Origin of the sequence: Pedobacter sp. JY14-1, from assembly GCF_029269825.1 — a bacterium.
GTDB lineage: Bacteria > Bacteroidota > Bacteroidia > Sphingobacteriales > Sphingobacteriaceae > Pedobacter.
The window spans coordinates 78231-97435 of sequence record NZ_JARJHU010000008.1 but is presented as its reverse complement, the minus strand read 5'-3'; the positions used below and the strand labels follow the sequence as shown (position 1 = coordinate 97435).

The 19205-nt window shown below is 48.6% G+C and carries 17 protein-coding genes; 4 read left to right on the top strand and 13 right to left on the bottom strand.

Annotated elements, in window-relative coordinates; translation table 11 throughout:
• Window positions 1-18: 18 nt before the first annotated feature.
• The 7 genes from P2W84_RS14065 to recJ all read right to left on the bottom strand — a co-directional run bounded on the left by P2W84_RS14065 (window position 19) and on the right by recJ (window position 8704).
• The gene (locus P2W84_RS14065) at window positions 19-1983 is read right to left on the bottom strand and encodes an ATP-binding protein (RefSeq protein ID WP_276090786.1); all 1965 of its coding nucleotides are present in this window, start codon (window positions 1981-1983) and stop codon (window positions 19-21) included.
• Between the two features lie 121 nt (window positions 1984-2104).
• Entirely contained in the window at window positions 2105-2995 is an 891-nt protein-coding gene (locus P2W84_RS14060; RefSeq protein ID WP_276090785.1) for a sterol desaturase family protein, read from the bottom strand.
• Between the two features lie 77 nt (window positions 2996-3072).
• Window positions 3073-4170, bottom strand: coding sequence for a metallophosphoesterase (locus P2W84_RS14055; protein WP_276090784.1), 1098 nt, complete (start codon window positions 4168-4170; stop codon window positions 3073-3075).
• Between the two features lie 77 nt (window positions 4171-4247).
• Window positions 4248-4676 (bottom strand): CBS domain-containing protein, encoded by a 429-nt coding sequence (locus P2W84_RS14050; RefSeq protein ID WP_276090783.1) that lies wholly within the window; start codon window positions 4674-4676, stop codon window positions 4248-4250.
• Between the two features lie 65 nt (window positions 4677-4741).
• Window positions 4742-6253 (bottom strand): GH3 auxin-responsive promoter family protein, encoded by a 1512-nt coding sequence (locus P2W84_RS14045; protein WP_276090782.1) that lies wholly within the window; start codon window positions 6251-6253, stop codon window positions 4742-4744.
• Window positions 6254-6263: 10 nt separating this feature from the next.
• Window positions 6264-6998, bottom strand: a complete 735-nt coding sequence (lptB, locus tag P2W84_RS14040) for an LPS export ABC transporter ATP-binding protein (RefSeq protein ID WP_276090781.1) — start codon at window positions 6996-6998, stop codon at window positions 6264-6266.
• Window positions 6995-8704, bottom strand: coding sequence for a single-stranded-DNA-specific exonuclease RecJ (recJ, locus tag P2W84_RS14035; protein WP_276090780.1), 1710 nt, complete (start codon window positions 8702-8704; stop codon window positions 6995-6997). The genes lptB and recJ overlap by 4 nt, the downstream gene beginning before the upstream one ends.
• Window positions 8705-8786: 82 nt before the next feature.
• Between recJ and P2W84_RS14030 the strand changes: the two genes are divergently transcribed.
• Complete coding sequence (locus P2W84_RS14030) at window positions 8787-9551, top strand: MBL fold metallo-hydrolase (RefSeq protein WP_276090779.1); 765 nt, start codon at window positions 8787-8789, stop codon at window positions 9549-9551.
• Window positions 9552-9560: 9 nt separating this feature from the next.
• Here P2W84_RS14030 and P2W84_RS14025 read toward each other — a convergent pair whose 3' ends face one another.
• The 5 genes from P2W84_RS14025 to ahcY all read right to left on the bottom strand — a co-directional run bounded on the left by P2W84_RS14025 (window position 9561) and on the right by ahcY (window position 15916).
• Window positions 9561-9959 (bottom strand): response regulator, encoded by a 399-nt coding sequence (locus P2W84_RS14025; protein WP_276090778.1) that lies wholly within the window; start codon window positions 9957-9959, stop codon window positions 9561-9563.
• A gap of 143 nt (window positions 9960-10102) precedes the next feature.
• Window positions 10103-10711: a YceI family protein gene (locus tag P2W84_RS14020; RefSeq protein ID WP_276090777.1), complete on the bottom strand. Its 609-nt coding sequence runs from the start codon at window positions 10709-10711 to the stop codon at window positions 10103-10105.
• Window positions 10712-10833: 122 nt separating this feature from the next.
• Complete coding sequence (gene gcvP / locus P2W84_RS14015) at window positions 10834-13716, bottom strand: aminomethyl-transferring glycine dehydrogenase (protein ID WP_276090776.1); 2883 nt, start codon at window positions 13714-13716, stop codon at window positions 10834-10836.
• A 42-nt stretch (window positions 13717-13758) separates the two neighbouring features.
• On the bottom strand, window positions 13759-14499 hold the full coding sequence (locus tag P2W84_RS14010; RefSeq protein WP_276090775.1) for a pyridoxine 5'-phosphate synthase: 741 nt from the start codon (window positions 14497-14499) through the stop codon (window positions 13759-13761).
• 100 nt (window positions 14500-14599) lie between these two features.
• Window positions 14600-15916, bottom strand: a complete 1317-nt coding sequence (ahcY, locus tag P2W84_RS14005) for an adenosylhomocysteinase (protein WP_276090774.1) — start codon at window positions 15914-15916, stop codon at window positions 14600-14602.
• Window positions 15917-16054: 138 nt separating this feature from the next.
• On the opposite strand from ahcY, the gene P2W84_RS14000 reads away from it, so the two are divergent.
• From P2W84_RS14000 to P2W84_RS13990, 3 genes are all read left to right on the top strand, one after another.
• On the top strand, window positions 16055-17176 hold the full coding sequence (locus P2W84_RS14000) for a heparan-alpha-glucosaminide N-acetyltransferase domain-containing protein (protein WP_276090773.1): 1122 nt from the start codon (window positions 16055-16057) through the stop codon (window positions 17174-17176).
• Entirely contained in the window at window positions 17169-18257 is a 1089-nt protein-coding gene (locus P2W84_RS13995; RefSeq protein ID WP_276090772.1) for a DUF5009 domain-containing protein, read from the top strand. The genes P2W84_RS14000 and P2W84_RS13995 overlap by 8 nt, the downstream gene beginning before the upstream one ends.
• A 143-nt stretch (window positions 18258-18400) precedes the next feature.
• Entirely contained in the window at window positions 18401-18811 is a 411-nt protein-coding gene (locus P2W84_RS13990) for a BrxA/BrxB family bacilliredoxin (protein ID WP_276090771.1), read from the top strand.
• A 43-nt stretch (window positions 18812-18854) separates the two neighbouring features.
• On the opposite strand, the gene P2W84_RS13985 is transcribed toward P2W84_RS13990, so the two are convergent.
• On the bottom strand, window positions 18855-19175 hold the full coding sequence (locus P2W84_RS13985; protein WP_276090770.1) for a hypothetical protein: 321 nt from the start codon (window positions 19173-19175) through the stop codon (window positions 18855-18857).
• Window positions 19176-19205: the final 30 nt, after the last annotated feature.

Here is a 19205-nt window from a genome sequence, read left to right as displayed (position 1 = left end):
GGTCTGTAAATCTAATCATTAAGTTCTGGTTTCCATACTGACATTAGATATACTGACCTTATCTTCCTCCAGATGGGCCGTTTCAAATTCCAGATAAATCGTTGTGCCGGATCCGGGTTCGGAGGTTAATTCAAATATCCCGCCTTTTGCGAAAGTCCTCGATCTGAGGTTGCTCAGACCCATACCTCCGGTTCCGATCCTGGAAAGATCGGTCCCGACACCATCATCTTCGATCGTGAGGCTCAGTACACCCGCGCTTTTTGACAACTGCACCAGCACCTTTCTCGCCCGGGCATGTTTAATGATATTACTGATCCCTTCCTGTACTGCCCGGTAGATAAACAGCTCAAAATCCATATGGAAACGGCCGATGTTCCCGATCATGTAGTGGCTGATCTCCAGAGTACTGTTGCTTGTCCTTTCACAGAACATCGCTATTGCAGCTTCCAGGCCTTCATGGAATAACACCTGCGGGGCCAGGTCATGTGCCATTGACCTGGCTTCATGAGACGCGGTGTTCAGTATCGCCAGTGTTTTATGATAAACAGGTGCACCGGATAACGCGGGATATTCCCTTGACAAGGCATCTACCTGCATTTTTGCCACAGATAATATCCCGCCAATGCCGTCATGCAGGTTGAGGGCAAGCCTGGAACGTTCTTTTTCCTCACCGCTGATCATGGCTTCCAGAATGGCCATATCCTTTTCCTTGCGCACCAGGCGGTATTTGCTTTTGTAAATGAAGTATACAAAGAAGGCAACGAAGGTCAGGAATACCACGGCAAGTGAAGACAATAAGATATATCCGTTTTTTTGCTGTAGTTCCAGCTTATTCCCTGAAATGACCAGTTTCTGATCGGCAATTTCCTTTTCCTTTTTCACCGATGCATATTGCAGTTCCATGCGGTTCACTTCTTGTTCAGTTTCCCGTTCTACCAAGGAATCCTTTATCTTTCTGCCTTTCCGGAAATAATCCAGCGATGCTTTGTAGCTGCCCAGATTCTCCAGGATGTTTGATGTAATCTCATAAGCTTTACTCCTCTGGTCCGGGCTGCCCGTCTGTTCAGCGAGCTTCATGGCCTTTCTGGCAAATACCAGTCCCTCGGCATTGCGCCCCAGATTTTCCAGGCCCTCTGCAATGGCCATCAGTGTATACGTGTGGTAATCGTGTATAGCATGCTTTTCTGCTACCGCCAGCGCCTTCAGGTAATAATCGAGGGACTGTTTAAACTCCCCCTTTTTTTTGCTCAATACACCCATGTTCAGGTACGCAGTGATCAGATATCTGTAGTTTCCGCTGAGTATCGACAGCCGCACTACTTCCTGACGATATTTCATTTCCGCAGAAAAATCTCCGTTTACTCCTTCGCTGTCCGCTAGATTGCCAAGTGCGATGATCGTAGACACGGTATCACGCTGTTGTTTCGATAATGCATAGGCCTTCCGGGTATAATACAGTGATTTCTTGTTGTCATTCAGGCTGAGGAATACAGCAGACAAATTTGAGGTTAAATGTAGTTGCCTAAGACTATCATTCGCCTTTTCCGCCAGTTGAAGCCCCCGGACCCAGACAGAAGTCGCATTTTTATAATCATTAAGGTGGAAGTATTGTGCGCCTGTCCTGATCATGGCTTCAAGGATCAGTGTCGTATCTTTCAGCTGTTGGCTAAGCCTAAGCGACTCCCTGGCATAGCTCAGGCTTTCTTTAAATTTGCTTTCTGACCGGAGTACGGAGGTTATCCCTGCGATTGCTTCTATCACCTTTTTTTGATCGCCGTATTCCACAGCCAGTTGATGAGCATGCCGGTATTGCGCCTTCGCAGAATCCAGTTTACGGTTTTTCAGTTGACGGCCTGCATTGTCTAAGAGCCTTCTGACGGTCAGGGTATCGCTGCTCTTGTGAAGCATTTTTTGTTGCGGAAAGGCGCTGACAACGGGACAAGCCATTAGAAAGCATGCAGCAATGATCAAACGGACTAGCATAACCAAATTTAGTGATCAATTGGTTTAATGCAATGTATAAAGGATGTTAGGTTTACTGCGTGGTAAAAAAGGTGATAATGGCACATAAAAGTGCCATGGTCGGTGTGGCCCGATCAGCGGCTTATGGCATGTTAAGTAGCTCCCGTTGCATAACCCGGGCAGTCTGGGTGCTGCCATCGTGACTCCAACCCGGAGGATAAAAAATATATTTCAGCTTGTCACTCCATTTCGGAGACTTTTTCATATCCTGGAAAAGCGCGATGAACTCATGAAAAATAATGTTTACCGGACCAGTATTTTCCGGTTGCTTGGTCAGTCCGTAGGCAATTTCTTCTCCGTCAATTTCTTCCTGGAAAGTCCCGAACCAGCGGTCCCACAAGATCAGGACCATGCCCATATTCTTATCCAGGTAACGCAGATTACTGGCATGGTGCACACGATGATGAGAAGGAGTTACAAAGATATATTCAAAGACCGGATGGAGTTTGCCGACTGAACGTGTATGTACGATATTGCCATAAATCTGTGTGATCAGGTAGGCAAAAAGAATATCAAAGGCATTAAAGCCCATGAGTGCGAGCGGCAGGTAAAAAAACACCCGGTAGAGTGGTTCAAACACCGTAGACCGGAATCCGGTGGTCAGGTTAAAATGTTCTGAGGAATGATGGGTTACATGCATTGCCCAGAAAAAGCGCACATAATGCCCGGTATAGTGTAGCAGCCAGTATAGAAAATCCTGCGCCAGCACAAGTACTAACCAGTAAATGTATACGTTCGATATTTCAAAAAGACGGTATTGATCGTAAACATACTGCAGCAGGAAAAAGGTGGCTGTTTTGCTGAGCAGATTGATAACAAACGCTGAGGCCATCAGGTAAATGTTGGTCAACGTATCCCTCCTGGTATAATGTTTCTTATCATGTATGTAGCTGAAGTACATTTCGACTAGTGTAAGTACAGCTACTCCGGAGAACAATACGATTACAGAAACACTTTTGTCAAATTCAGTCATTGATTGTGGTTTGCTGGCGCAAATTTAGTGACAAATACCCAAGCAGAAACCTGGTAAAGGTCATAAAATTTACATTTTCAGCGTCCCGAAAGGTCGATATGATGCTCGTCAAACAGGGCGGCACCATAAATGCCGCTGTCTGCAGGTACGGTGTAATAACCAATTTTCATTTGAAGGCCGAAAGGAGTCCGTTTCAGGCTCACTTTCAGGAAACCGTGCCGGTCGTCGCAGTATTTCTCCAGGCTCAGGCCTTTGAAAAGGTCATGACTGGCCTCATAGCCCTCATCTTCCGGGCTGGCCAGCGCATGCAGCTCGTCAAAACCCCCGGCACCGGCGACAATAAAAGGTACAGTCCCGCCATCCGGATACTGCTTGGTAAAGCGCTGATAATTGTGCACATGTCCGCTGAATACCACATCAGGGCGCACCCCTGAAGCCTTAAAGGCATCGTCCAGCAGTTCGATCATTGCCACGCTTGACCCGTGATTCACATCTGCAGAATAGGGTGCATGGTGCAGGCAGACAATGATCGCCTTGTTCTGATGACAGGCCGCGGCGTTCTTCAGTTCGTCAATAAACCAACTTTTCTGCACCGGATCTACGTAACCATACTTGGGGACATTGGTATGAAGGCCGATCACTATAGCCAGGGGGGAGATCATGGTCCAATAGACATTCGGCTGTACCTGGCTTTTTCTTCTTGTCTGAGGTGCAAAATGTATCGTCGTTGGGGTAGTACTGCAAAAAGCAGTGTAAAATGCACCCAGGCTTTCCTGTTCCCAGGTTTCCGGGTTAATATCAGTGTCATGGTTACCTGCAATGGCATAGATCGGGGCAGGGTATTGGGCAAAGGGTGCAAGGAACTGAGCTTCATAGCCTTCTTGCTCGCCATAATGATAGACGATATCACCAAGATGATACATAAAATCAGCATGCGCTTCTTTTGCCTGGGCAGTCAGTTCTGCGGCTATCTTGTGCTGCATTTCCGCAGAACGGGTACCACCGGTATCTCCTGCCAGGTGAAAGACCATATTATCGGCACTGCTCTTGTTTTTACAGACCTCTAACCGGTAAGGATAACTTCCTACGGGAGGCGGGGCCGACTGTTGTTTATGTGAATCGTCAGCTTGCCCCAATTTCAACACAGCCTTCCTGGCAGTCTTTGTACTGATCATAAGACGCTCTTTTTGTTGTACGTCCGAAGATAACATCCTTACATTAAGCCTGGATTAAAATTGAATTATGATTAAGATCAACTGCTGATATAGCTTTCCAGTTGTGAAATCGTTTGTTTTTGGTCCGCAATGATAAATTTGACTACATCTCCGATAGAGACCATACCGATTGTACCCGAACTATCTGCAACAGGCAAGTGCCTGATGTGCTTTTCTGTCATGATCTCCATACAATCTTCTATACTGTCTGATGGACTTACCGTGATCGGGTCGGATGTCATGACTTCACCTACCGGGGTTTCTGCGGAAGACTTGCCGTGCAGCACGATTTTTCGCGCGTAGTCCCGTTCTGTAAAAATGCCCAGCAATTTCCCTTCTTCGATCACCAGCAATGCGCTGATGTTCTTTTCCATCATCAGTTTCAGGCCGTTCAGGACAGATGTTCCGGCAGTTACAGAGAATACTTCAAGTGGTTTAATGCCCAGGATTTGTTGTACATTCTTCATAAACAGTTCATATTTAGCTATTTCAATATAACTAAATTCCGGAGCAATATGAAATAAAATGAAAATCAGCGTAACAGCGGCAGGATCTCCTCTACATACTGCCGGTCATTCGACAAACGGGGTACCTTATGCTGACCGCCAAGTTTGCCCTTCGATTTCAGCCAGTTGTAGAAAGTATGCGCAGGTGCATTGTGCACTTTTGGCCTCCGCAGTGCCATGTCTTTAAACCGTTTGGCGTCATAGTCAGAGTTCACTTCACGCAAAGTCTGATCGAGTACATCGACAAATTGTTCAAAATCAGCTGGCTGCTGATCAAACTCAATGATCCACTCATGGCCACCTGCTTCTTCTCCGCTGAAATAGATCGGGCAGGCGGTATAGTCTTTAAATACGGCGCCGGTAGCATCGCAGGCCCTGCAGATCGCCTGTTCCGCATTATCAATGATCACTTCCTCGCCAAAGGCGTTGATGAAATGTTTGGTGCGGCCTGTGATACGGATGCGATAGGGAGAGAGGCAGGTAAACTGCACGGTGTCGCCGATCATGTACCGCCACAGTCCTCCGTTGGTAGAGATGATGATCGCATAGTTTTTGTTCAGTTCTACCTGGTCCAGGGAAATGGTATCGGGGTATTCCCTGTCCAATTGGTCCATGGGCATGAATTCATAATAGATACCATAATCCAGCATCAGCAGCATTTCATCGGAATTGACTTCATCCTGAATGCCGAAAAAGCCTTCCGAAGCATTGTAGGTCTCCAGGTAATACATCTCCTCACTCGGGATCAGTTCTTTAAACTGCTCGCGGTAAGGTTTGAAATTGACCGCGCCGTGGATGTAAAGTTCCAGGTTGGGCCAGACCTCCAGGAGGTTCTTTTTGCCCGTCATTTCGAGTACTTTCTTGGCGAGTACGATCGTCCAGGTGGGTACTCCTGCAATATTCGTGACATTCTCCCTGATGGTGGCTTCCGCCATTTTTTCCATTTTTTGCTCATAATTATCCATGAGTGCTATGGAAATATTCGGCGTCCGGTAATATTCGGCCCACATAGGCAGGTTCTTGATCAGCACTGCAGAAAGATCTCCGTAAAAGGAATCTTCGTTCAGCTGGTTAATCTGATGGCTGCCCCCCAGCACCAGGCCCTTGCCGGTCAGGATCTGGTTATCCGGCCGGTTGTTGCAGAAAATGGACAGCATATCTTTGCCACCCTTGAAATGACAGTTCTGAAGGGATTCTTCTGAAACGGGAATAAATTTACTCCGGTCGCTCGTCGTGCCCGAAGATTTGGCAAACCACTTGATCTCTGAGGGCCAGAGAATATGCTGTTCGCCTCTCAGCATCCGTTCGATATAGGGTTTCAGCGTGTCGTAATTCTGGACGGGTACCCGTTCCCGGAAGTGCTTTGGTGTTTCAATGCTCCTGTACCCGTACTTTTCGCCCCATTCGGTGTCCTCGGCACCGGAGATCAGTTTATGGAACCATTCTTCCTGTACGTCGTGCGGATATTTCATGAAGAGTTCGATCTGGTGGACGCGCTTCTTCATGTACCAGGTAAATATGGAATTGACAATAGCCATGCGCTTTGGGTTATAAGTTTTTGCTACGCAGCACGAAGTTAGCGCCCAGATACACCCTTCGTACCATCTCATTGGCAGCAAGGACTTCGGGAGTGCCTGATTCCAGGATCTTGCCCTCAAATAACAAATAGGCCCTGTCTGTAATCGACAGGGTCTCCTGTACATTGTGGTCCGTGATGAGGATGCCAATGTTCTTCTTCTTTAGTTTCGCCACAATGGTCTGGATCTCTTCTACTGCAATGGGATCGACACCCGCAAAAGGTTCATCCAGCAAAATAAAGTTAGGGCTGGCAGCCAGCGCCCTGGCGATTTCCGTACGTCTGCGTTCGCCGCCTGATAACAGGTCGCCGCGGTTGCGGCGTACCTTGTGCAGGCTGAATTCGCTGATCAGTTCCTCCAGTTTTTCCTGCCGTTCCAACTTGTCCAGGCTGGTCATTTCCAGGATTGCCATGATGTTGTCTTCTACGGAAAGCTTCCTGAATACTGAAGCCTCCTGTGCCAGGTAGCCGATCCCCTTTTGCGCACGCCGGTACATTGGATCCTGGGTAATGTCCTGGTCGTCGAGGTAGATCGTACCTTCATTGGGTTTGATCAGTCCCACGATCATATAGAAAGAGGTTGTTTTTCCCGCACCGTTAGGTCCCAGCAGTCCCACGATTTCTCCCTGGCTTACGTCGAAGGAAACATCGTTCACTACTGTACGCTGCTTATATTTTTTGATCAGGTTTTCCGCTCGTAATATCATTCGGGTCTTCCGGTTTTAATGGCTTTAACATTCAGTTGCAGTCTTCGCTGTTCTTTCCAGACATTTTCTTCAATGGTATAACAAACAGTGAATGGCACGTTTGGTTGTAACAGACGCTCATATTCCCCAAGGCCAAAACCAATACCTTCAAAAATAACGGAATTTTGTTGTTTTAGGAGTAATTTTAAATGTTTTGCGCCAACCACCTGTGTGGGACCGGCCAGGAATACTTCGCTGCTCATGAATACAGGCGCGGGATTTTTAGGGCCGAATGGCTCCATTTGGGCTAATATGCGCTGGAATTTCGGGGTGATCCGGTTAAATTCCAGGTCTGAATCTATGCGCAGTTCAGGCTGTAGGAGTTCATCGGTGATTGAAGTCGCCACAATACGCTCAAATTTCTCCGAAAACAATTCCAGGTGCTCGGGCCGCATGGTCAGGCCGGCCGCAAACTGATGGCCGCCAAATTGTTCCAGCAGATCCTCACAGCCACATAGCGCCTCATAAAGGTCGAAGCCTGTTACGGATCTTGCCGATCCGGTCAGCAAGCCGTTAGACGCAGTGAGCACCACCGTGGGGCGGTAGTATTTCTCGGTCAGTCTCGAGGCCACAATGCCGATGATGCCTTTATTCCAGCTTTCATGATATACAACGGTTGTCTTCCGGTTTTGCAGAATTTCGCAATCGTCCAGCAGGGCCAATGCCTGTGCCGTCATTTCCTGGTCCCAGCTTCTCCGGTCCATATTGTGAAGGTCAATCGTATAGCTCTGTTCTCTGGCCGCTTGTTCTTCAGTACTGGTCAGCAATTTGACGGCTTCATTGCCATGGTGCATTCTGCCTGCTGCATTGATCCTTGGAGCCAGGACAAACACGACATCGGTAAGTGTCAGTGGTCCCTTACGCCCCGACACTTCAATCAGGGCCTTTAATCCGGGAGAAGGTGTGGTGTTCAGCCTGGCCAGGCCGTAATGTGCCAATACCCGGTTTTCCCCTTCCAGAGGCACAATATCGGCTGCAATGCTCACCATCACGAGGTCAAGATAACACTCATAGCGATTGGTAGGCAGGGTATGACGCCTACTGTAAGCCTGCACCAGCTTGTAACCGATCCCGCAGCCCGGGAGTTCCTTGAAGGGGTAGGGACAGTCCGGCCGTTTCGGGTCCAGTACTGCGACTGCATCCGGCAATTCCTGACCTGGCAGGTGATGGTCACAGATGATGAAATCGATGCCTATTGAACGAGCATAAGCGACCTTATCTGCCGATTTGATACCGCAGTCCAGCGCAATGATCAGCCCGAAGCCGTTTTCCTTCGCGTAGTTGATACCTGTTGTTGAAATGCCATAGCCTTCCTTATGCCGGTCGGGAATATAATATGCCGTATCTGGTCGTATGCGATTAAAGAAACCGAATACCAGCGCGACTGCCGTTGTACCGTCCACATCATAATCTCCGTAAACCAATATCTTTTCCCCTGAATCCAGTGCCTGATCGATCCTGTCAATGGCCAGCTTCATATCCTTCATCAGGAAAGGGTCATGCAGGTGTGTAAGCTGCGGCCTGAAAAAGTCTCTTGATTTGTCAAACGTATCGATACCGCGCTGCACCAATAACTCCGCGAGACTTATATCTATGTTGAGTTGCTGAGCAAGCAGTTCCGTAGCTTCCTTATCGCCCTTTCCGGCCCGCACCCATCTTTTTTCCATCCAGCTTGTCTTGTTTTATGCTCGTATGTCCGGCTCATAAGTTCGCCGGGTTGCGTATCTTTGCAAATGATATCGTAAATATATGCAAGTTTTCCCATTATTTGAAGGCTCTTATTCCGTAGCGGCAGACAAGAAATTCATTCCTTTCGATCCAGTAAAAGATAATCCTAAAGACCGTCCGGCATCACTGTTCGTTCATATTCAGCCCTTTCTCATCCATACCGGGGGTAGCCTTTTGCTTTGCGATACCGGCCTCGGCTTTAGCGGACCAGACGGCGAACTGATCTTGCATCAGAATATCCGGAAGGCAGGTTTTGATCCCGATGACGTTGACCTCGTGCTGATGTCGCACCTTCATTTTGATCATTCGGGTGGTATGGTACATCGCCAGGGTGAAGATATAGAGCTAAGTTTTCCTCACGCGACTTATGTGATCCAGCAGGGCGAGTGGGAACAGGCCTTCACCAGCAGTTCCTCGTCTTACCGGACGGAGATTTTTGACTTTTTGCAACGCAATGCCCAGCTCAGTTTTCTGGAAGGTTCCGGACAGCTGACCAGCAGCATCAGCTATGAGTTTACAGGAGCGCATACCCCCAACCACCAGGTCTTCCTGTTCAGTGAAGGCAAGGAAAAGGTCTTCTTTGGCGGGGACGTATTGCCTGAGCCGGAGGAACTGCTTAGAAAGTTCGTAGCCAAATATGATTATGACGGCCGCAAGGCAATGGCGCTTAGAGAGGAATTTGGCCAAAGAGCGATTTCAGAAAACTGGAATTGTCTGTTTTACCATGGCAAATCAAGGGCGATGGGCCATGTCAGTTTGGACGGAGGGCAGTTCAGGATCGGATAATAGATCAGGCTAGCCCAGAAGCCTGATCAGCTCCGTTAACCGATCGAGAGACATCGGCTTTGAAATGAATCCGTTTACTGCCTTATAGGATTTGGCTTTTTCGATATCGTTTTCATATACGGAGGAAGAAACCATATATACATGTGTCCCTTCAGGCACATTCAGGCGCTCATAATTCTCTAGGAATTCCCATCCGTTCATTAATGGCATGTTGATGTCGACCAGGATCAATTCCGGAAAGGGTTTGTGATCTGCTAAAAGACTGGTAAGATAATCAAGTGCCTGTTGTCCGTCGCCTTTTGCCTCAAGATTCACCGTGTAGCCGGTTTTTGCTGCTATCTTTCTGACGATAAATATGTTAATGTCGTCATCGTCGACAACTAGCATATTGATTTCTTTTTCTTCCATAGGTAGCAGTGTAGCGGTTAATATGTGTTGTTCTAAGTTAATAAATAAAATGATGTTTAAACACCTAGGTTGTTGTTGAAAATAAAAAAAAGTCCCTGTTTTCTAACAAGGACCTTTCTATAAGGTTTTAGATCTTTCCGCCTTTATGATTTGCCGGCTGTGAGTTTTACAGAAAGCTGGAAATCGTCATAGATCATTTTATCACCCACGTCAGGGAATATGCCCTTGGAACGGTATTTAATTCCATATTTTGTCCTGTCTACGATGATCTTATCAGCGACTGCAGTCACGGAGCCATCGGCATTCCAGGTAATCTTTGCAGGAAAGGCAACGGGGTTGGTTATTCCTTTAATGGTCAGGTCTCCGGTCACGTTAACAGTATTTGTGCCAGCATCGGTCACTTTTCTGATGACGAAAGCAGCTGTCGCAAACTTGTCCACGCCGAAGAAGTCATCGGCTTTCAGGTGGTTTTCCAGACGGTCGCTGCCATCTGCATCTTTAATACTGGTCATATCGATCACAAATTTCCCACCTGTCAGTTTCTTTCCGTCAAAGTCTAAGTTTCCTGATTGAAGTGTAATTGTGCCATTGTGACTGCCGGTCAGTTTCCTGCCCATCCAGGTCAGCGAAGATTTTGCAGGATCAGCTTTATAAGTTATCACCTTTAAGGCAGATTTTGTAACAGGAGGGACGAAAGCCATGGTCACAGCAGCGATGAAGACCAATATTAAAGAAGTGAATTTCAGTTTCATTATTTTCAGGTTTTGATTTCCGGTTTGACGGTATATCCGGCTACATTAATAAATTTGACTTACAAAGTACAATACAAGAATGTAGCCGGAGTGACCTATGTTAAAAAATTAGGATAACGGTTTTAAATGCCGGCGTAGCTTTCTTCATAACTCTCAATCGGAGGGCAGGCACATACCAGTGAACGGTCACCGTATGAGTCATTTACCCTGCCTACGGAAGGCCAGAACTTATAGGCCGCAACATAAGGTAACGGGAAAGCTGCAGTTTGTCTGCTGTAGCCATATGTCCAGTTATCGCCGGTCACTACAGCCGCAGTATGCGGTGCATTCTTCAGCGGGTTGTTTGTCTTGTCCAGGATGCCTTGCTCAACAGCGGTAATCTCGTTTCTGATCGAGATCAGCGCGTCGCAGAATCGGTCCAGCTCATGCTTCGGCTCACTTTCCGTAGGCTCTACCATTAGCGTACCGGCTACCGGGAAGGATACAGTAGGCGCATGGAAACCGTAGTCCATCAGGCGCTTGGCGATGTCCACTACCTCGATGCCGAAATTCTTGAAGCTGCGGCAGTCCAGGATCATCTCATGCGCGACACGGCCGCCTTCGCCGGTGTACAGCACAGGATAGTGCTGCTCCAGCCTGGCTTTCATGTAATTGGCATTGAGGATTGCATATTTGGTCGCACTGGTCAGACCTTCGCCGCCCATCATCGCAATATAAGCATGTGAAATGATCAGGATAGAAGCAGAACCCCAGGGGGCAGAAGAAACGGCATGGATCGATTTCTCGTTATTAATATCTACTACTGCGTGTCCGGGCAAATAAGGTACAAGGTGCCGGGCTACACCAATCGGGCCCATTCCAGGGCCGCCACCGCCATGTGGGATGCAGAAAGTCTTATGCAGGTTCAGGTGGCAGACATCCGCACCAATGGTTGCCGGGCTGGTCAGTCCGACCTGTGCATTCATATTCGCACCGTCCATATAAACCTGCCCGCCGTGCTGGTGGATAATATTGCAGATGTCAATGATGCTTTCCTCAAATACCCCGTGGGTAGAAGGGTAGGTCACCATCAGGCAGCTCAGGTCGGCAGCATATTGCTCCGCTTTTGCCTTCAGGTCATCCACATCGATATTTCCGTTTTCCAGTGATTTCACCACCACAATCTTCATACCTGCCATCGCAGCAGAAGCCGGGTTGGTACCGTGCGCCGATGAGGGGATCAGCGCAATGTTACGGTGTCCTTCGCCGCGGTCCTGGTGATAAGCCCTGATCACCATCAGGCCGGCATACTCGCCCTGTGCGCCTGCATTCGGCTGAAAGCTCATGGCCGCAAAGCCGGTAATCTCACTCAGCCACTTGTCCAGTTCATTAAATACATTGTAATAACCCAATACCTGGTCGGCAGGAGCGAATGGATGTATCTTTCCAAACTCCGGCCAGGTTACCGGGATCATTTCGGTGGTCGCGTTCAGCTTCATGGTGCAGGAACCCAAAGCGATCATTGAATGACATAAGGATAGGTCTTTCGTCTCAAGTGACTTAATGTAACGCAGCATTTCATGCTCCGAGTGATGTGTGTTGAAAACCGGGTGCGTCAGGTATTCCGAAGTACGCTGTAGTGCAGCCGGTATAACGGTCTGCAGGCCCTTGTCTTCCAGTTCCACTGCATCCCCTGCAATCGCTTTCACTTTAGAAAAAACTTTAAGCAGCAGTTTCACATCTTCCGGAGAGGTTGTCTCGTCCAGGGAAATACCCACTACGCTGCCGTTGTAATGCAGGTTGATCTCGTTGTTCAGGCACTCGCCATGAATGGCGCCTGCCAGGTCACCCAGTTCTACCTGAATGGTATCGAAATAAACGTTGTTCAGTACCTTGTAGCCAGCGTTTTCCAGGGAACGCGCCAGCGATACGGTCAGTCCATGTACCCTTTCAGCAATCAGCTTCAGGCCCTGAGGGCCATGGTAAGCCGCATAGAAACCGGCCATAATGGCTAAAAGCGCCTGTGCTGTACAGATATTGGAGGTTGCCTTGTCTCTGCGGATGTGTTGCTCACGGGTCTGCAGGGCCATACGCAGTGCATAATTGTTATTGCTGTCAATGGTCACTCCGATGATACGGCCGGGAATGGAACGCTTGTATTCTTCCTTGGTCGCGAAATAAGCAGCATGAGGGCCGCCAAAACCCATAGGTACACCAAACCGCTGAGTTGTACCCACGACAACATCCGCACCCCATTCACCTGGAGGCGTCAGCAGTACAAGGCTCAGCAGGTCAGCAATTACTGTTACCTTTACATTATAATCATGGGCCTTTTGTGCAAAAGCCGAATAGTCAAATACTTCACCGTTACCGGCCGGATACTGGATCGCCGCGCCGAAAAACTCCGAATTCAGCGCTACCGTTTCATGGTCGCCGATCACCAGCTCAATGCCGTAAGGATTGGCTCTGGTCTTCAGAATATCGATCGTCTGCGGGAATACCAGTTCAGAGACAAAGAACTTTGTCGCCTGCTGGTTCTTGCGCAGGCTGTACTGCATGAACATAGCCTCAGCGGCTGCTGTGCCTTCGTCCAGCAATGAAGCGTTCGCGATCTCCATTCCGGTCAGGTCAATCACCATTGTCTGAAAATTCAGCAGCGCCTGCAGACGGCCCTGCGCTATTTCCGCCTGGTAGGGCGTATATTGCGTATACCAGCCTGGGTTTTCCATGACATTACGCAGGATCACGCCGGGCGTTACGGTATCGTAATAGCCCTGTCCGATATAAGATTTAAATACCTTGTTTAGGGAAGCCGTTTGGCGTAAGGCGGTCAGGTAATCCTTTTCAGACTTGGGCGCCGGAAGGTTCAAAGGTTGTTTCAGCCTGATCTTATCGGGCACTGTCTGTCCGATCAGCTGGTCTATGTTGTCCACGCCAAGCACATCCAGCATCTCTTTCGTGTCCTTTTCACTAGGAGCAATGTGACGGTCTTTAAAATCTTCCTGGTAATGAATGTTTAGGTTCATGTATCTATGAATAAAAAGTTGCGCAAAGTTAATAAAATGCGCCTATTTCTCTAACTGTCTGCGGTACATTTGTATGGTGTTCTCCAGGCCAAGGTAGAGGGCATCACTGATCAGTGCATGTCCGATGCTTACCTCCAGCAATCCCGGGACGTGCTGCGCGAAAAACTTCAGGTTATGCAGGTCCAGATCATGCCCTGCATTCAGGCCCAGGCCCAGTTCGTGGGCTTTGTGAGCCGCCGCTGTATAAGGCAATACCGCCTTATCTCGGTTCTCATAATAATTGTGGGCATAAGCCTCAGTATACAGCTCAATCCGGTCTGTACCGGTGACTGCCGCGCCAGCTACCATCTCTGTCACTGGATCTACAAAGATCGATACCCTGATGCCTGCTGCCTGGAAAATACCCACCATCTCTTTCAGATAGTCCTTGTGTTTAATCGTATCCCAGCCATGATTGGAAGTGATCTGCCCTTCTGCATCAGGGACTAGCGTCACCTGCGCCGGCCTGACGGCCAGCACCAGGTCTACAAACTTCTGTTCCCGGCAGTTCCCTTCTATGTTGAACTCGGTAGAGATCACGCTTTTCAGGTCATATACGTCCTGGTAACGGATATGTCGTTCATCCGGCCTTGGATGCACGGTAATGCCCTGGGCTCCGAAACGTTCGCAGTCCAGCGCCACTTTAACCAGGTCCGGGTTGTTGCCACCCCGGCTGTTGCGCAGTGTAGCGATCTTGTTGATGTTTACGGAGAGCGTGGTGTCCAGGGAGTGCATATCGTTCATAACGGCAGAATCTGTTTTTTAACAAAAGTAAATAAAAAAGGGCGCTGCACAATCGCAACGCCCGGTTAACTGTTCAGCCCGGTTTCAACCGGAATGCTGCTTAATACCTGTAAGCCTCAGGCTTGAATGGACCCTCAACAGGAACGCCGATATATGCTGCCTGGTGCGGGTCAAGCGTATCCAGCTCGGCACCGATCTTGGCCAGGTGTAAACGTGCTACCTTCTCGTCCAATGCCTTAGGCAACACATAAACCTTGTTCTCATATTTATCAGAATTGGTCCATAGCTCCAGTTGCGCCAGTGTCTGATTGGTAAATGAGTTCGACATTACAAAGCTGGGATGTCCGGTAGCGCAGCCCAGGTTTACCAGCCGGCCCTCAGCAAGCAGGATCACATCCTTGCCATCGATTGTATATTTATCTACCTGTGGCTTGATCTCTACTTTCGTATGTCCGTAGTTCTGGTTCAGCCAGGCGACGTCGATCTCATTGTCGAAATGGCCGATGTTACATACGATCGCTTTATCCTTCATGGTCCTGAAATGCTCGGCACGTACAATGTCACAGTTACCGGTAGTGGTCACAATGATGTCCGCCTCCTTCACTGCGTTCGCAAATTTCTGTACCTGGTATCCTTCCATCGCCGCCTGCAAAGCACAGATCGGATCGATCTCCGATACGATCACCCGTACGCCCTGCGAGCTCAGCGACTCTGCAGAGCCCTTGCCCACGTCGCCGTAGCCGGCAACTACAGCAACTTTACCCGCCATCATTACATCCGTGGCGCGACGGATCGCGTCTACCAGCGATTCACGACAGCCGTATTTGTTGTCAAACTTAGATTTGGTCACTGAGTCGTTCACATTGATCGCCGGAAGGTGCAGCGTACCGTTCTTCATGCGCTCATACAACCGGTGCACGCCGGTGGTGGTTTCTTCAGAAAGGCCTTTGATGCCCCCGATCAGCTCAGGGAATTTGTCAAATACCATATTGGTCAAGTCACCGCCGTCGTCCAGGATCATGTTCAGTGGCTGGCGTCCTTCACCAAAATATAAAGTCTGCTCAATGCACCAGTCAAAGCTTTCGGCATCCATGCCTTTCCAGGCATATACCTGAATGCCCGCTGCCGCGATTGCTGCTGCCGCGTGATCTTGCGTAGAAAAAATATTACAGGATGACCAGGTCACTTCAGCGCCTAGTTCCACCAATGTCTCAATCAGCACCGCAGTCTGTATGGTCATATGCAGACAGCCTGCAATGCGCGCGCCCTTAAGCGGTTTGGAAGGGCCAAATTCTTCGCGGAGTGACATCAGGCCAGGCATCTCAGCCTCTGCCAGTTCGATCTCTTTGCGGCCCCATTCTGCCAGTGAAATGTCCTTAACTTTGTAAGGAACGTAAGTTGTCTCTACTGATGACATATTTTTTTGTTTTAAATTGAACTGCAAAGTTAGCCAATAGTTTAACCAAATTCAAAACCGCTCCCGCATCTCCAGGATTACAGATTAAATGTTAACTTTAATCAGCAGCACTGCTGCGACCGCAACCAAAACAAACCAATGGACCAACCACAACGTTTTCTATCACTCGACGTGTTCCGGGGCATGACCATCTGCTTCATGATCATCGTCAATACACCCGGCAGCGGAGCAGAACCTTTCAGTATTCTTCAGCATGCAGCCTGGCATGGGTTCACCCCTACAGATCTCGTATTCCCCTCCTTTTTATTCGCGGTTGGCAACGCCATGAGTTTTTCCATGGATAAGTTTTCCCGAATGCGAAACAGCGAAGTTCTTTACCGGATATTTAAACGCACTTTGCTGATCTTTCTGATCGGTTACCTGATGTACTGGTTCCCGTTTTTCCGTTATGGGGCAGATGGCCACCCGGTACTTTCACCTATCGCCAATACCCGGATATTGGGTGTCTTGCAGCGCATCGCCCTTTGTTACGGTATTGCGTCGTTGCTGATTCATTACCTCAGCTCCAGAACGGTTTTTGTGCTTTCCATCGCTTTTCTGGCAGGTTACTGGCTGCTGCTACTGTTGTTCGGCGATCCGGCCGATCCCTTCAGCATGACAGGCAACGCAGGTCAGTACCTCGACCTCTTTTTATTCGGGGAAAAGCACCTCTACCATGGCGAAGGCATTGCCTTTGATCCCGAGGGCCTGCTGAGCACAATTCCTGCATGCGTCAATGTCATCATCGGTTACTATGCCGGGCAATTTATCCGGCAAAAGGGCAAAGGTTTTGAAACCATCGCCAAGCTGCTGCTGGCAGGCGGTACATTGATCTTGCTGGCGATGTGCCTGGGTCCTGTATTTCCCATCAACAAGAAATTATGGACCAGCACCTTCGTGCTGCTGACCTGCGGACTTGACCTGGTCATTATCGGTGCCCTGATTTATGTGGTGGAAGTACTGGGCTATGTGAAGTGGACACGCTTCTTTACCATATTGGGGAAAAATCCACTGTTCATTTATCTCGTATCTGAAGTGCTGGTCATCTGTACCTATACCATCTTTGCAGATGCAGATCTCTTTGGACGGGTCAACCGCGGCTTCTTCCAGGTGATTGCTCCCGGCCCTGCAGGCTCCCTGCTTTTTGCCGTTACTTTCATGCTGGTCTGCTGGCTGGTGGCTTATTTCCTCGACAAAAGAAAAATCTATATCCGTGTTTAGATTAGCTTCCCTTGATTTTATGCGCGGGCTCATTATGATCCTGCTGATGCTGGAAAGTGCAGGTCTTTACGGGGCTTTGGGCGAATACAGCCACGGTTCTCTGCTGGAACCGGTCATGCTCCAGTTTGAGCATCACCCATGGAACGGTCTGCGGTTCTGGGACCTGATTCAGCCGGGATTCATGTTCATCGCCGGTACCGCTCTGGCACTTTCACTCCATAAACAGCGTCAAAATGGCGTATCCTGGGGTGATTCGTTTAAGAAAGCGCTCAAAAGAAGCGGCTGGCTTTTTTTCTGGGGTGTACTAGACTATGCCGTCCGCGGCGAACATTTGTCTTTTGAGCTTTGGGATGTGCTTACCCAGCTTTCCTTCACTTTGCTGGTCGCCTTTCTGCTCTATGACCTTCGGGCTGGTTATCAGTTGGGTGTAAGCCTGGCCCTGCTGCTGTTGACTGAACTCTTGTACCGGTACGTACAGGTACCGGGTTTTGATCAGCCTTTTACCGATCAACATAATTTTGGCAACTATATAGACCTGCTGCTCATGAACAAGATCAATGGCGGCGGCTGGGTGGCCATCAACTGCCTCTCTACTGCTGCCCATACCATTTGGGGCATGATGGCTGGAAAACTGCTTCTTGGAAACAAGCCAGCGGTCGTGAAGATCAGGACATTGCTGGTCACAGGGCTGATTTGCCTGCTTACCGGTTATGGTATGGATGCAGCCGGGCTCACTCCCATCATCAAAAAGATAGCTACCAGTTCCTTCGTATTGGCTTCCGGTGGCTGGGTACTGCTGCTGCTCGCTTTCTTGTACTGGTGGATAGATGTGCTTGGCCATAAAAATGATATCAGGTTTGTGACTATTGTGGGTATGAACTCCATTTTTATTTACCTGTTTTTCGAAATTGTGGGCAGCCGCTGGTTCAATGGGTATATTTCTGTTATCGCAGGCAATCTGCTCGGTATTATACATGCTCCTGACGTATTAACAAAAGTCATTACTGCACTTTGCATTTTCTCACTGGAATGGGGCATGTGCTATTTCCTGTACCAAAAGAAGATTTTCTTCAGGTTGTAAGCTGGGTTATTAACCCGGCACCCATAGTAATTTGAAGGTCAAAACTATAAGGCAGGGTAGCGCTGTGTTTTGACGGAAGCGTATTGCACCGTACCTTTGCGGTACATAAGTGTCATACAAAAAGAAATTAATCACATTAACATATGTATCCAGAATATTTAGTTGAACCGATGCGCAAGGACCTGACCGGAGCCGGTTTCCAGGAACTGAAGACACCTGAAGAGGTAGACCAGGCCATTACCGGGGAAGGAACTGTATTTGTCGTAGTGAACTCTGTTTGCGGTTGTGCTGCCGCCAATGCCCGTCCGGCGGCTAAGATCGCAGCGTCCAATGAAAAACATCCGGACAAACTGGTCACTGTATTTGCAGGTATGGAGAAAGACGCGGTGGACCGCGCCAGAGGATATATGATTCCCTTCCCGCCATCGTCTCCTTCAATGGCATTGTTTAAAGATGGTAAACTGGTGCACATGATTGAGCGCCACCAGATCGAGGGCCGCCCCGCGCAAATGATCGCAGACAGCCTGATCGGCGCATTTGAACAGTATTGCTAGAATCTCCCTTAAATAAAAAAAGCCGCTGCATCAGCGGCTTTTTTTATTCTTCTCCACCATTGCAATTCATACAGGCATTGGAGTAGGCGTCGTACTCATCATAGGCTGCACCGGGTTTGCCAAAAAGTGTAATGATACGGTCGATGCGGATCTCCACACCTGTGTCAAGCAGGATATATATTCCTTTCTTGCTGACCTCCTTCATTTCTTTAATTGATCCTTCGGCATCACAGATGCCCTGTTCTCCGCAGAAAAAGTTGATCCTGCCACGTGTTTTCCTGATGATCTGCTCATCAATGATCTCCCGGTATTCATAAGCTACCGGCATATAAGAAGGGTTAATGGATTCCTGGTTAAGATTCATTTTTATTTGCAAAGATATTATTCGGATCGC